Raw genomic sequence first — 13,533 nt, forward strand, 5'->3', positions numbered from 1 at the left:
AAATGGTCCAGTCAGAATACACGTTCTCAAGTTTCACGCAAACCATATTAGCGAAATTCGCTCTATGCTTATACTAGAATATTGCTTGGGGCTGTAGGCGCCAAGCATTAGGCATACGAATTAGCAAAAATATCCATAGAATTGCTGCATCTTTCACGCAAACCGTCTATGATTGTGAGGATGTAAAATTTTACTACTATAAAAATATAAAGTTCGGGGCAAGTTTTTCAAATAAAATGAAGTCATTTGTTAGAAATATTTTTTCAAGATTTAATCTTTCTATTAATTACACATCTTACCATTGTATAAAATTTTGATAATCAACTAAATACCCTAATAACTATGAAATTGTCATATTTGCCTTTACTGGCGTTAGCTTTTGCTGGAATCGGTACAGAAAGTGCGTTGGCACAAGATACACCCAAAGGAATTACCATTTTGTCATATAATCACGTTGGATTGGCGGTAAAAGACCTCAAAGTCAGTGCAGCTTTTTATCGGGAAATTATCGGTTTGTCACCTGTGACAGTGCCAGATAACTTAATTTCAATACGTAGATGGTTTCAGATAGCTCCAGGACAGGAGTTACATTTATTGCTTGGTCGCAAAGACCCTGTGAGTAATAACGATAGAAATGGAGCGCACTTTTCACTGACTATTCCAAGTAATTCTGCTGATGGTATCGAGGCGTTTTTGAAGTCAAAAGAAGTTCCTTATCATCGTCAACAGCGATTTGATGGTGCTTATCAAATCTATGTAACCGACCCAGATGGCTATGTGATTGAATTGAATGAACCGAAAAGATAATTTGAAAATTTGGTGATTTGAAGATTTGAAAATGGTGGAACCATACTAGTTCAAGACTTAGTCTTGGACTTATTTTTCAATAAAGTTTAGAAACTGAGCAAACTATGAGTCCGAGACTAAGTCTCGAACTAGTCGATTGTAGAGACGTAATGCTTACGTCTCCAAACCAAGTTTTTAAATTTGAAAATGTGGTGATTTGAAGATTTGAAAATGGTAGAATTTTCGGGAAAATAATTTTCTCCCTCCGTAGAGACGTAATGCTTACGTCTCCAAACCAAGTTTGGAATTTGAAAATATTTTCACACAATATCCCATTATAAACGAGCAGTCCCATCTGAATTTTATTCCAGATGGGACTGCTCGTTTGTATTAAAAGTATTTAAAGAGGTTTAACAGCAGCCTATTCACTTCTTACTGATGAGGCGCCAGATGCGTCGCTACGTACCGAAGGAGTACCTCTGTAACGTACTGAAGATGCACCACTAGCTTCAACGTTCAATGTTTTTGAAGCATTTACACGTACACTTGTAGCACCTGAAACATCCAAATCGGCGTCTTTTGCTACAAAATCAAGCGCGTTGAACTTACTAGCTCCTGAAGCATCAAGCTTCATAATGCTACCTTTTCCTCTAAGTGTTACGTTAGAAGCTCCTGAAATATCGAATAGTAATTTATCAACATTAACACTAATTTCTGAGCTAGATGCACCCGAAAATTGCACTTTCAAATATTCTAAGTCGTTAAAACCAGAGATTTTTGATTTTGTTGCGCCCGAAAAATCTAACACTTTGATGTCTGGAACAACAATGGTAAAATGTACTCTTTTACGGTTTTTATTCCAACCCCAGCTACCCTTGTCTTTGTAGCGGGCAATCAGACGTTTGCCTGATACTTTAACTTCTAAATCTTCTAGATCTTCGCTTCTTTCGGCATCTGCATGTACTTTAAAAGTACTGCCCTGAGTTACATCAATCACAAATGCGCTTGACATCTCAATTTCGTTGAATCCTGAAAGATTAAAATCTTTTTGGCTTTGAGCTTGAGCCAAATTAGCTCCTAAAAATAAGGCACCAGCCATGATAGCTTGGCGAAAGTAGGTTTGAAGTTTCATATTAATTGATGATTATGATTTGTCGATAAGATGCAAAGAGACTTAGGAAGGTTGCATGATGTAGAAAAAAAACAAAAGTATTTTAAAAATAGAGGCATAACGCGTTTGACATTATGCCTCTATTATGCTGATCTAATCTCTTTCAGGTTTGATTACACCATTATCTTTAATCGTTTTTTGAAGGTTTGGACTTCCTTTGTAACGAATTTGCGCAACGCCAGAAGCCTTAGCTTCCAGATTTTGATTTACATCAACTTCCACATGCGCATTTTCAGCAGCATTGATTTTGGCATTTTCGATATTTAGTTCAAAAGCTTCCAAATTAGTTAATCCTGCAAGCTCAGCTGTAAGATTACCCAGATGACCCGTAGCACGAATTTTATATTGTCCTTTGGTATCTAATTGGAAGTTGTCAGCCTGAATATCTTTGATTCTGACATTGCCAAAGCCTTTTTCAAGATTTAAGTATGAAAGGTTGGGTAGTGTAATATGCACCGTCAAGAAACCAGCTTGTTTACTTGGACTCTTTTGCGAAATAGTTAATTTTCTTTCTTTTACCTCTGCAACGATGTTTTCCACATCTTTTTGGTCTCCGCCAACTTCTACTTTGTAATTTTCTCCAAAATGAATATATACTTCAGAAGGAGTTTCTATAGCTGATTGGACTTTGTCGAAGTCTTTGAGCGGGAATTTTTGTACAAAGTCATTAGGTGCGAAATCAGTCTCATCATCAGAAGAGTTGCTATCGTTATCATAATTGTTTTCTACAGGGAAACGGTTTAAACATACAAGTTCGCCTTCACGAGTAAACTGCCACAAAGAGCCTTTAAACAAGTCCTTTTCACCATCAAAGTATCCTCCAGAGATTCTATTCTCGATGAACGAAGCAAATTCTCTGGTCATACTAAATGGTTTCTCGTATGGAATATACAATCTCAAACGAACACGTTGGGCACGGAAACGAGCATTTTCGGTAAACTCATACTCTTCGTCAAAAGATAAAACTGAATCAACTTTTGAGTAGGTATAAAGTATTTCTGATGCATTTTTTTCTGCATCTTTTTTATCAATACCTTTTGCATAATACTCCTTTTCAAGTTTGTATGCGTCTCCTTCATAGCCGATAATTTCGAGCGATGGCACAAATTCTACATGGTCAGAAACATGTTTGATTATGAATAAAGGCGTTTTTTTGCCAAAATCAAGGTTAGACGATTGTTGAATGCTGGCACTTCTTGAGAAGTTTTTGGCATAACTAATACCTGTGTACATAGATCCAAACAGACCTATTATAAAAATACCAAGTAAACTTTGCCAAACTACCGAAGTAAAGATATTACGACGAATAATTAAGGAAATCCCCGCAATACCAACCGCAATAGCAGGAGCAATAGCTGCTAAAAACCCAGCTATGAACATAAAAGGTGAGGCATCACGAGCCAAAAAACCTAAAGGTAGGTTGTCGCCAATGTACACATTTGCTGTTTCGAGCGCCGTAAAACCAACGAATAAAGAGAAAAATAGCGCTACGATGGTTACTAGAGATGTGAAAATCATCATACCACCAGCAAAGAATCTAAATGAGATAATCGCAAAGTTTGCAATAGGACCAAGCGCTTTAAATACCTGCGAAATCATTCTGAATGGTAACAATAATACTTTGGTTAGGGTATCTTCAGGCTTGTTTTCGGTATTAAGCGTACGTTTGATATTGCTCTCGATATTCTCCAAAGTAATGGGCTCTCCTGTCATTTGCATTTTATCGGTGATGGTTTTTGCTTCTGGAGCAATTGCCCATAGAATCAAATAGATAACAATGCCCGAACCAAAAGCAAAAATCAAAAGAACAAATACAAAGCGTAACATTCCCAAATCAAAACCTGTGTAAGAAGATACGCCACTCACTACGCCACCTAGTACTTTATGGTCGGGGTTACGGTAAAACTTCTTCACTGTATCGTCTTCTTCCAAGAAAGCATTCGCAGGAAAGGCAATCCATGAAGCAATATATAAAACGAAGATTACCCCACTCAATGGCGATTCTGTTAACGGACTTAGACCTAAGAAAGTGATTAAGAAAATCAAACGTACCCAAAGCGCATCGATACCCAAATAATGTGCAAAGCCTGCACAAACGCCACCCAAAAGTTTACGCTGTGTGTCTCTATAAAGCTTTTTAGCAGTTTCAAATTTTGGATATTCGTATTGTTCAGAAGTCGTATATTTTTGCTCAGATTGTGTTGATTGGGCAGTTTGTTGTGCTTTTTCTTCTGTCACTAAATCTTCTTCTTCTTGAATTGCTTCAAAATCAGATACTGTTCCCATTGAAGCAATAAGAGAATCCACATCTTCTAAAGTGATTGCTTGTTTGGCATCACGTTTTTGTTTATCCCAAAATTTTTCTGCTATACGAGATTCAATGTCTTCGGTAATTTCTTTTGAACCTTCATAAGAAGCAAAGTGCGATTGGATAGCCTTGAGATAAAGCCCCAATTTTTCGTATCCATCTTCCTCTATATGGAAAATAATACCTGCTATATTGATAGAAATGGTCTTTTTCATCGCAAAATTCAATTTATGCTCACGCTGTGTGAATATTGGTTTAAGGTTAAATTAGGCTTGTTCTTCCGTTTCGGTGTTGCTTGCCTCTTGCTTTTTGTGGTAGCTGTCTAGAATAATTTGAGCAACTGATTCTTGTAATTCTTTCCACGTAGTTTCGAGTTGTTCAAGAAAAGTTTTACCATTGTCTGTCAAAACATAATACTTACGTGGAGGTCCTGACGACGATTCTACCCATTTGTAATCTAACAAGCCAGAGTTTTTAAGGCGAGTCAACAAAGGATAAAGCGTTCCTTCTACGACCATAATCTTGGCAGAGGTTAGTTCTTCGAGCATATCCGAGGCATATACTTCGCCTCTCGATATGATTTGCAGAATGCAGAATTCCAAAATTCCCTTCCGCATCTGCACTTTGGCATTTTCCAAATCCATAGTTTCTAAATATTTTTTAGCCTAGACTGTTAGCAAAAAGCAGTAAAATACAGATTTCTTGCTCTGTCAGTCTACTGCGGTGATTAGTCGATTTATTTGGATAATACCCACTACTGGGTAATCCTTAGTTCAAAGATATAAAAAGGTACTATGCAATGCAAAGTACTATAGAGATTTTTTTTGTCCAAGCTGGATAAATGGTTAGAAAAACGGTTGAATGGTAAAATTTTGACTTGTTGAAAAATAAGAAGTAAGGCCTTAGCAAAACGATTTTGTAAAAAGATACAAAATCGCGAAGGGACAAAGTGAAAAGGTCTAGGTTTTACAAGAAAATAGTTAAAGAAGCTGTTTAAACGGCTTCAAAATCAACGATCTAATAGCTCAAACTTTCCAGTTGGTTTGGTGGTAGTGAAGGCACCAAGATTTCTTTTGAATCGAAATAAACTTTCATTCAAAATACCATTGACTGATGAAATACCTAAGTCTAAGATTTGAAAATGATTTGTTTGAGCATACTCATATAAGTGTTTTATCAGTAAAATACTTGGACTGAAAGTATTATAAGCGATATCACTCGCAGGAAGAAAGTAGTATAAGATTTGTTGAGGAACAACCACTACAGCCGTACAAGTTGTAATAATTTGATGCTTATGGTATAGGGTAAAAGGGATGAAGCTTTCAGGAAATGTCTCAAAAAGAGACAAAAACCTTATTTGGGAAATGGTCAATGGAATTCCTTTAGCGAATCGTGCTTTTTTAATAAAATCATATTGCTCATGAAGTTTTTGCAAATTAATGTCCAGCGTAAAGTCTTCTTTTTCACACTTAGCCAAACGTCGTTTAGCCGTAGGGTTTATGATTTTCGAAAAAGGTATATCCGAAACAATCAAATGTTGGTTGGTTTCGGAAATGATATTTGTAGAAAAGAAAGCTAATACTTTTTGTAGTCTTGGATAATGGACTTGGTAGCAAACAGGAGCTTGAATGATTTGAACAGTATGAATTTGTTGCGTTTTTAACCAGTAAAATACCGCTTCAACGAAGGCAAAAAGCTGTTTGTCTGAAAGTTCATTATCAAAATCAAAACCTCCGAAACTAGCTGCGAATGGACTCTTTGCCTGTTGATTTTCAAGCCAGAAATAGGCTAAAGCCTGCCATTTAGCATTGTCATTACTTTGCCACGCAAACCCTACAGCTTGCCTAGTAGACTGCCAACGTAAATGTTCTGGTTGAAAAAATAAAGATAGTGTAAACGAACACTCTTCCTGAGTGGCGTAGTGATTTAATAAGTGTAGCATGGGAAAGTTTTGAGTGATGAGTTATGAGTGATGAGCTATAAGGTTAAGTCGTTGGTAATTAATAGTTTATGTTTTATTCAAAACTCACAACTCAAAACTCATCACTCAAAAGGCTTACATGATAGCAAACTTACTCAGAACACTTTTGAGTTGCACTGGCGTAAATGGTTTGCTGAGATAATCGGACATACCACATTCCAAAGCCTTGTCTTTTTGGGTGACTAAGGCGCTAGCAGTAAGTGCTACGATTGGCGTATTTTTATTAGGGTTTTCGGTATTGGTAATCTTGATTGTAGCTTCGTAGCCATCCATAATTGGCATTTGAATATCCATCAAAATCAAATCATATTTTTTATCGAGGACTTTCTGGCAAGCTTCCGCGCCATCAAACGCCATGTCATATTCTATTTTCCATTTTTTGAGTAAGGTCGTGGCGTATTTACGATTCAGTTCGTTGTCTTCTACCAACAATATTTTGAAGCCTTCAAGCACTGAGCTCGGTTCAGAGGCTTTTTTGGTTTCGGTCAAAGCCAAAGGTTCTTCTAGCGCTAGTCCGTTAGCCGAAACAGCTTTTGGTAGACGAAGTGTAAAGAAAAACTTAGTACCTTTTCCTTCAACGCTTTCTACCCAAATTGTACCACCTAAATATTCAATGATTTGTTTGCAAATAGATAGCCCTAAACCTGTACCAGGCGTTTTGATTTTATTTTTATCATGAATTTGGGTAAACTTATTAAAAATCAAATCAATCTTATCAGCAGGAATACCCATACCTGTGTCAAATACTTGGAACTCAAAAAGGGTATCCTCTTCGCTTCTTTCTACGATTTTTACTTTTAGTCCAATTTTACCTTTTTCAGTAAACTTATCGGCATTACCTAGCAAATTGAAAAGTACTTGGTAGATAAGCGTTTCATCGCCATGATAAAATTGGTCCATACGCATATCTGCCATAAAGTCTACATCCAATCCTTTTGGTGTAACCTTCATTTGGAAGGTTTGCTGAATGGTTTTGAGCAGCCCTTTTAAGTCAAAGTCTTTTGGATGTGCTGTGATTTTTCCAGCATCCATTTTCGCAAAATCCAATAAATCGGTAATCAAGTTGAGCAAAAACTGCGATGAGTTTTTCAAGATGTCAAAATACTCAACTTGCTGAGGATTAGGATGCGTATCGTACAACAAGTGCGTGATTCCAATGATAGCATTCAAAGGCGTACGAATCTCATGACTCATGGTCGACAAGAATTGTTTTTCGGCATTGCGTGCTTCTTCAAGTGCTTGTTCTGCTAGTCGACGATGAGTAATATCTCGAATAATATCTCTCGAACCCTTAAACTCTCCATTTTCGATAATCGCAGTCGAGTTTACTTCCAAGTAACGAATTTCTCCATCACCTCGAACGACTCTTCCTACATAGTTTTTATAAAACCCTTCAGTCAATAATTTCTTTAAGTAACTATTTGAATGTTCTCGATCGTCGGGATGTACCAGACGTCCCAAATCAAAGGTGGTCATTTCATCTCTATTGATGCCTAAAATTTGCAAAAAGGTATCATTTGCTTCTTTTACAACACCTTTTTCTGACAAAATAGCAACACCATCATTCATATTCATAAAGAGGTCTTGATAGCGCTCTTTTGATTCAAGAATTTGTTGTTTGTATTCTGCAAAGCGTAATAACAATGCTTTAGTTTGATAGCCCAAAGCGTCGGTATTGTCAAAGTCGAGTGCGTCGGTACTCACGCCCATTTCTTTACAAAGTACCTCCAAAATATCTTTTTGATTACGAATGGCTCGTTTCAACTGCACATTTTGCTCTTTGGTTTGATTCAATAAGAGTCTATTTTGAGCAAACTTTTCTAATTGTAATTTATAAATAATATCGCCAGCAAAGTATAGAGTAACACTCAGTCCAACCGCCACCAACATGGTGTCCAAAAGGATATGTTCTTTAGGGAAAATCGTAAGATAGCCCAAGAAGAAAAATGCCAAACAGATAATATTGTAATAGAGCCTTTCTTTGGCATTGAGCATAAAAGAAAGGTTGAAATATGAAATCGCTAAGGCTATCATCGACAATTCTGCTCCATAATATTTTGCCATAAAGGCAGTAACATATTGCATTATGGTCAAAGTGAGAACAGCCAAGGTAATCCACGCCTTTAGGCTACTAATTTTTTGTGGCTGTGGAATTAGCTTTCCAATTTGAGCATGAGCAAGAATAAAAAGTAGTTCAATAGATGAGAGTCCAGCCAAATAGCCCGTCCAACCATTAGGCGTAAGAATATCTTTAAGTGCGATAATATCACTGATAGTCAATAATGGCATCATAATAATGCCAATCTTCAAAGCAAAAACAATTGCTCGCGTTTGAAAAGACAAACGGTCTGCTTCAAACTCTTCTAAATCGGAAGGGTTTAAGGTATTAAATTGCCAGTGGGTATATTTTTTTAAAAACACTTTAGTTTAAAGTTTTAAATAATCGAATTTATCGGCAAAGATAATGAGTTACAAATGATTCGAAATTGTAATCAAAGAATCATTTCTGCATTTATAAACTTAAAATAACTGTGATACAAAATCAAGTAGAGTGTATAGGAAGCTTAATAATTTTTAGGTAAAGCTTGTGATTTTTTTCGCTTTCTTGAGAACTTTTAAGTTTTTTTGTAAATTTCCATTCAAATAATTCTATACTAAATTCTAGTTTACGCCTACGTTTATGAAAAAAGTCATTTTTCTTAGTTTGCTTTTTATGAGCAAGGTACTGGGCTGTTTTGCTCAAGTAACTACTTATTATCCAGCGCTCAACGCTCCTGTTACTCAAAATGCGGTGTGTCAAATCAGATACGAAACGCTTCAGAATTTTTGGCCATACCTTATCGAGCACCAATATATCCATCTCTATCGGCAAGGACAAGAAGTTGCGCTAGAAATTCACAGCAAAAATGATTCCTATTTCGCATCAGGAGACTATCTATTGTTTTGGGGAAAACCCAATGATGGGACTACCGACTCTTCTTTATATGAATCTTCACAAGCTCAAGCCAATCCTTCCTACAATCTTTTTTCTGATACTGCTACTTATGTGTTGACATACGAGCCTTCACAAAAATCGGTATTTAGAATACGAACTGAAAGGCAAAACTTGCTTGAAAATTATCCTTTGAGTTTGAGAACACAGAAAAATCAAGTTCAGGTATTTTCTAATAATTATTTTGCAGGCTTGGTTTTAACACCTTTTGATAATGAACAAATTTGGGACTCCAATTATCAACAAGCAGAAGGCTGGATGAGCAAGAGTTTTACAGAAAACGCTCCCGCACGATTCCTCTTCGACTCTCCTGAACTGATAGGAGATACACTCAATTTTAAAGTAAGACTCATAAGTCAAAAGCGCACAAAGCAGATGCTGCAAATAACTCAAGATTCACAAGTGATTTCAACGGTCGAACTACAACCTGCTGAATGTAAGGATATAAGCGGTGTGCTGTTGCTCAGTAAAGGAAATGTTTTGGAGATAAAAGGTGCAGAGGCATTATTTGCCATAGCAAGTTTCAACTATGATTATGCTTATCCTTTTGCTCAGAAAGAAGGACAATATTTTTGGAAATCGGCTTTTCTCAAAAAAATCCCGATGAGCTCCCAAACGCTCAACGTATGGAATATTTCTCAGGATATTTTTCCCGAAAATATACCTCAAATAAGAGATACACTTTTTACGAAAGCTACTCAAATAGTTTTGTGGGAAAAGCCTGTAGAGGTAACAAAACTATCTCCAATTCGTAATTGGCAACCTGATACTACGGCTAACTTTTTGATTGTCACTCACGAAAATTTATGGAAAAGTGCCCAAAATTATGCTAGTTACCGAAGCTCCCAAGCTGGCGGAGCCTATCGTTGTGAAGTGGTAACTAGCCGTATGTTATATGACTATTTTAACCATGGAGACAAATCAACGCTAGCATTTTATCGATATTTTTCTCTTTTTCAAAGCCACGCCAAGCCTGTAACGATCTTGCTACTTGGTACTGCCGCCTATCCCCAAATGGCACGGAAGATCTCATCAGCTTATGCTAGAGATTGGGTTCCAACCAATGGCTATCCTTGTTCGGATACGCCTTTTGTTATAGGGACGAATAAGTCGATTGGTCGAATACCTGCCGAGACGAATACCGAAGTGGAGGCTTATCTAAACAAAGTAATTACTTTTGAAAAGGAGGAAAATACCTATTTGGGACGCAAACAACTTTTGCATTTGAGTGGTGGTAGATATGGAATAGAGCAAACTTTATTTCGAAATTATTTGGATTCCTTGGCAGGTATCGCCCAAAAACAAGATTTGGTAGTTCATACGATTGGCAAACAAACCGATGCTTATGTGGAAGTGCGCAACGTGTCTGAAGAAGTGAATCAAGGCATTGGAATGATTACACTGTTTGGACATTCGGCAATTGGTCAACTCGACCTTGATATTGGCTATGCGAGCAATCCCGATTTGGGGTATCAAAACCAAGGGAAATACCCGTTTGTGTTAGTAAATGGTTGTGATGCAGGCGATTTTTTTACAGAAAAAAAGGCATTGAGTACCGATTGGTTATTGTCTCCCGATCGTGGTGCTATTGCGTTTATGGCTCATACCCATTTGGCATATCCAAATTCCTTGTATTCTTTTTCAAAGACCCTTTATCAGCAATTATTTCAAAGGGATTTATCTCAAACTTTAGGGGAAGTTCATGCACAGCTACTTCAAAATCAACCTATTGATCCTTATCTCAAAACTACCTTACAACAATTTACATTACAAGGTGACCCTGCCATTCGGCTATTCAAAGCGATAGCGTTGCCAGATGTGGCTTTTGTGAAAAATAGTCTGAGTGTAGACGTCCAGCAGGATTCATTAAAAGTAACTTTTTCGATGATAAACTATGGTAAGGCTACCCAACTTCCATTTTCGATTCATCTATATGTAAACCAACAAGATGTTTTTCAAAAAATGTATGAAAAATCCTTGACCAATACTGATGCTATCATTTTGAAAATTCCATTAAATCCTATCTGGCAAAATGATACAATCAATCTTCGATTATTGCTTGACGAAGAGGGCGTTTTGAAAGAAGTGAATACGAAAAACAATGCTATTGAACTCAAAGATATTCATCTGAAAAAAGCCTTAGAACTGTTTTATCCAAGCAATTGGGCGATTGTGTCAAAGCCAGAAATTTGGTTAGAAGGCACCAAGAATATAGCGGGTTTGTTGAAATTGCAGGTTGCTGATCAGTCAAATTTCAAGTCTATTCTTTTGCAAAAAACGATTACCAACCAAGGTATTTTTCGCCATTTATTCAAAAGTATTGCCAAGGATACAATGACTTATTATTGGCGGATGATTGTTGAGGATAGTGTCTTGCAACATGGAGCGTTTACCTATATACCCAATAGTTCTTTGGGTTGGATTCAGCGAACATCTGAGCATTTTCAAACCATAAAAACTTCAGGAATTACATGGGATAAAAGTAAGTGGAAATTACAACCTGATACGCTTAAAATAGCTTTGTACGTACCTGGCGCAGATATTCCTCAAAGTAATTATTTGGGTTGGGCTAAAGTCAATGATCAACAATGGATGGGTAACGGCTTGTGCTATCCTTGGAGTAGCCTCAACGCCATTACGCTCGACACACAATTAAAACCCTATCTTATTTTGCCCCAATTGAGCTGTGGAAATTCGCCTTATTGGATTCAAAATTTGAATGATAATCTATTGTTGGGCGAAAATACCTTGTTGACTTATCTACAAAAACTCAAAACTGGAGATTGGATTATTCTATGGTCGCATGGGCGTGTAGATATGCAAAAGTGGTCCGCAGATATTTGGACTTCTTTGCAAAATTTAGGCTTTTCAATTCCCAAACTCAAAGCTTTGCCCTTGGGTGCTCCGTTTTTGTTAGCAGTACAAAAAGGTAAGAAAACCGTCATTGAAAAATTTGGTACTAGTGCTATCTCTGCCATTGGTGATACGTTATATCTTTTGCCCGAAAGTCAAAATTGGGAAATGATTCCTCCACAAGTGGGGACATTGGAAGATGTAGAACGAGCTTTTACAGATTTTCAATCTTTGGAAAAAGCTAAAAACTATGAGCTAAATATTAATAACAAAAGCTATTTACTCCAAGAAAATCTATCTTTTCAAACCTTATCGTCCCAAATATTTGCGAGTCCTATTCAAGTAAAATTTAGTGCAAAACAAGTTCAGCAGGCTAGTCAACTCCGTCGTTGGGGAGTGTTGGGTAAACCGTATGCAGATTTAGCCATAGAGGCATCGACAGATACCCACGAAGTAGAGATTGAACAAACGTTAAATATCAGGCGGTACATTTATAATCTCTCCGATTCACCTTTGAGCGATACTACTAGTTTGCATTGGCAAATTGTAAGAAATGGCGAAATTTTAGAGGAGCAAAAGGAGACACTCCCGTCTTTGATGGCACATGATTCTTTGGCACTTACTACATTATCAAAGGCATTTGAGCAGGTTGGTGACTATGTTTTACGTTTTGTGGTAAATCCTTCTCGTAAACATGAAGCTAATTTTAGTAATAATTCTGCTCAAATTTTGGTGAAAGTCAAGCAAGACAATATTGCCCCAACAATGCTTGTACAGGTGAATGAGAGAATTCCCCAAAACTATGAGCATTTTCCCCCTAACCCTCCATTGAAAATAGAATTATGGGATAATAATCGGTTTGTTTTTTTGAAAAAAGAAAATGTAGAAGTATCCATAAAACAGTGTCAGACTTGTGATTGGGTTTCTGGCAGTCACTTAAGCATGACGTTTTTATCAGAAGAAAAAGGACAGCTAAAACTAATATATCAAGCCAAAGACTGGCTTAAAGATACCGTTTGGGTAGCTATTAATGCTAGCGATGGAGTGGGAGGGAAGGTTGCGTCCAAAGCGTATCAAATTCAGATTGTGATTGATGAAAAAATGACTCCTATCCAATTAAAAGTCTTTCCAAATCCATTACATACTTGGACGAGATGGAGATTTGAAAATTTGTCTGAAAGGGAATATTGGGCAAATTGTCAAATTTTTGATGTGTCTGGAAAAAAGCTTTACGAAGTCCAACAAACCGTAAATGCGACCGAAAAAGAAATATTTTGGGATGGAAGAAATCAAGAAGGTAATTTTTTGCCTAATGCGCAGTATTTTTACAAACTAACATTACAAAATAAAGAATCAAAGGATTCGTTGTCGATAGCAGATACCTTTACTGGCAAAATCGTATTGGAAAGAAAGTAAAAAATGACCTTTTATTCTTGTTCAAA

The 13,533-nt window shown here is 36.9% G+C and carries 7 protein-coding genes; 2 read left to right on the forward strand and 5 right to left on the reverse strand.

What is annotated here, in order from left to right; genetic code table 11:
• Nucleotides 1-342: 342 nt before the first annotated feature.
• Nucleotides 343-807, forward strand: a complete 465-nt coding sequence (locus GVN22_RS07920) for a VOC family protein (protein WP_166550498.1) — start codon at nucleotides 343-345, stop codon at nucleotides 805-807.
• A gap of 400 nt (nucleotides 808-1,207) precedes the next feature.
• Here GVN22_RS07920 and GVN22_RS07925 read toward each other — a convergent pair whose 3' ends face one another.
• The 5 genes from GVN22_RS07925 to GVN22_RS27860 form a co-directional block, all read right to left on the reverse strand.
• The gene (locus GVN22_RS07925; protein ID WP_166550499.1) at nucleotides 1,208-1,918 is read right to left on the reverse strand and encodes a head GIN domain-containing protein; all 711 of its coding nucleotides are present in this window, start codon (nucleotides 1,916-1,918) and stop codon (nucleotides 1,208-1,210) included.
• A 132-nt stretch (nucleotides 1,919-2,050) separates the two neighbouring features.
• Nucleotides 2,051-4,480 (reverse strand): PspC domain-containing protein, encoded by a 2,430-nt coding sequence (locus GVN22_RS07930; RefSeq protein WP_166550500.1) that lies wholly within the window; start codon nucleotides 4,478-4,480, stop codon nucleotides 2,051-2,053.
• 51 nt (nucleotides 4,481-4,531) lie between these two features.
• Nucleotides 4,532-4,909, reverse strand: a complete 378-nt coding sequence (locus GVN22_RS07935; RefSeq protein WP_095161887.1) for a PadR family transcriptional regulator — start codon at nucleotides 4,907-4,909, stop codon at nucleotides 4,532-4,534.
• A gap of 365 nt (nucleotides 4,910-5,274) precedes the next feature.
• The gene (locus tag GVN22_RS07940) at nucleotides 5,275-6,207 is read right to left on the reverse strand and encodes a peptidoglycan bridge formation glycyltransferase FemA/FemB family protein (protein ID WP_166550501.1); all 933 of its coding nucleotides are present in this window, start codon (nucleotides 6,205-6,207) and stop codon (nucleotides 5,275-5,277) included.
• 114 nt (nucleotides 6,208-6,321) lie between these two features.
• Complete coding sequence (locus GVN22_RS27860) at nucleotides 6,322-8,667, reverse strand: ATP-binding protein (RefSeq protein WP_166550502.1); 2,346 nt, start codon at nucleotides 8,665-8,667, stop codon at nucleotides 6,322-6,324.
• Between the two features lie 292 nt (nucleotides 8,668-8,959).
• Between GVN22_RS27860 and GVN22_RS07950 the strand changes: the two genes are divergently transcribed.
• Entirely contained in the window at nucleotides 8,960-13,507 is a 4,548-nt protein-coding gene (locus tag GVN22_RS07950; protein ID WP_166550503.1) for a C25 family cysteine peptidase, read from the forward strand.
• Nucleotides 13,508-13,533 lie beyond the last annotated feature (26 nt).

The organism is Cellulophaga sp. BC115SP, assembly GCF_009905545.1.
Classification (GTDB): domain Bacteria; phylum Bacteroidota; class Bacteroidia; order Cytophagales; family Spirosomataceae; genus Flectobacillus; species Flectobacillus rivi.

Excerpts from the sequence above, each read along its gene's own strand:
- GVN22_RS07920 (WP_166550498.1), top strand. The coding sequence starts at position 343 with ATGAAATTGTCATATTTGCCTTTACTGGCGTTAGCTTTTGCTGGAATC.
- GVN22_RS07930 (WP_166550500.1), bottom strand. The coding sequence starts at position 4,480 with ATGAAAAAGACCATTTCTATCAATATAGCAGGTATTATTTTCCATATA.
- GVN22_RS07925 (WP_166550499.1), bottom strand. The coding sequence starts at position 1,918 with ATGAAACTTCAAACCTACTTTCGCCAAGCTATCATGGCTGGTGCCTTA.
- GVN22_RS07935 (WP_095161887.1), bottom strand. The coding sequence starts at position 4,909 with ATGGATTTGGAAAATGCCAAAGTGCAGATGCGGAAGGGAATTTTGGAA.
- GVN22_RS07950 (WP_166550503.1), top strand. The coding sequence starts at position 8,960 with ATGAGCAAGGTACTGGGCTGTTTTGCTCAAGTAACTACTTATTATCCA.
- GVN22_RS07940 (WP_166550501.1), bottom strand. The coding sequence starts at position 6,207 with ATGCTACACTTATTAAATCACTACGCCACTCAGGAAGAGTGTTCGTTT.